The 1,229-nt window shown below is 62.7% G+C and carries 1 protein-coding gene and 1 pseudogene; both read left to right on the top strand.

Annotation, left to right across the window (positions count from 1 at the left end; translation table 11 throughout):
* The first annotated feature begins 1 nt into the window (after nucleotide 1).
* Nucleotides 2-760, top strand: coding sequence for an electron transfer flavoprotein subunit beta/FixA family protein (locus ACXAG8_RS18480; RefSeq protein ID WP_170744594.1), 759 nt, complete (start codon nucleotides 2-4; stop codon nucleotides 758-760).
* A pseudogene (locus ACXAG8_RS18475) lies at nucleotides 760-1,229 on the top strand (electron transfer flavoprotein subunit alpha/FixB family protein); the annotation flags it as partial. The gene ACXAG8_RS18480 and the pseudogene ACXAG8_RS18475, both read left to right, overlap by 1 nt.

Here is a 1,229-nt window from a genome sequence, read left to right as displayed (position 1 = left end):
AATGAAGGTACTCGTGCCTGTCAAGCGCGTGATTGACTATAATGTGAAGGTCCGTGTGAAAGCGGACGGTAGCGGTGTTGATCTCGCCAATGTGAAGATGTCGATGAACCCGTTCGACGAGATTGCGGTGGAAGAGGCGATCCGCCTGAAAGAGGCGGGCAAGGCTGACGAAGTTGTTGCCGTTTCGATCGGCGTGAAGCAGGCGCAGGAAACGCTGCGGACTGCGCTGGCCATGGGCGCCGATCGTGCGATCCTGGTTGTTGCCGCCGATGACGTGCATCAGGATATCGAGCCGCTGGCCGTTGCCAAGATCCTGGCCAAAGTGGTCGAGGAAGAACAGCCGGGCATCGTTCTGGCGGGCAAACAGGCGATCGACAATGACATGAACGCCACCGGCCAGATGCTGTCGGCCCTGCTGGGCTGGAGCCAGGGGACCTTTGCGTCCGAGCTGGACATCGAAGGCGACAGCGCCAAGATCACCCGCGAGGTGGATGGCGGGTTGCAGACCATCAGCGTCAAGATGCCGACCATCGTGACCGTTGACCTGCGCCTGAACGAGCCGCGCTATGCGTCGCTGCCCAACATCATGAAGGCGAAGAAAAAGCCGCTGGATGAGAAGACCGCCGCCGATTACGGCGTCGACGTTTCCCCGCGTCTGGAAATCGTCAAGACCGAAGAGCCGCCGGCGCGTGCTGCCGGTATCATCGTGGGCTCGGTTGACGAGCTGGTCGAGAAACTCAAAGAAGCGGGGGCTGTGTAATGGCTGTACTTCTGCTTGCCGAGGTCAACAATGGTGAGTTGTCGCTGGACGCCACCGCCAAGGCCGTCAATGCCGCAAAGGCGCTGGGTGACGTGACCGTTCTGGCCGCGGGTGGCTCGGCCGCCGCTGCCGGTGAGGCCGCCGCCAAGATCGACGGTGTCGCCAAGGTCCTGGTGGCCGAGGATGCCGGGCTGGGTCACCGCCTGGCGGAATCGACCGCCGCGCTGATCGTGTCGCTGGCCGATGGCTATGAACACATCGTGGCCCCCGCCACCACCGACGCCAAGAACGTGATGCCGCGGGTCGCCGCGCTGTTGGACGTGATGGTGATCTCGGATGCGTCCGGCGTGGTCGACGGCTCGACCTTCGAGCGTCCGATCTATGCGGGCAACGCGATCCAGACCGTGAAATCGAACGACGCCAAGAAGGTTGTCACCTTCCGTACCGCCAGCTTTGACGCGGCGGGCGA

The organism is Ruegeria sp. ABD4_443, assembly GCF_056160865.1.
Note: the sequence above shows the minus strand (reverse complement) of the source record. Positions and strands in the feature narration are given on the sequence as shown.

What these genes read in the sequence shown, in the direction of transcription:
- ACXAG8_RS18480 (WP_170744594.1), top strand. Translation starts at nt 2, where the DNA reads ATGAAGGTACTCGTGCCTGTCAAGCGCGTGATTGACTATAATGTGAAG.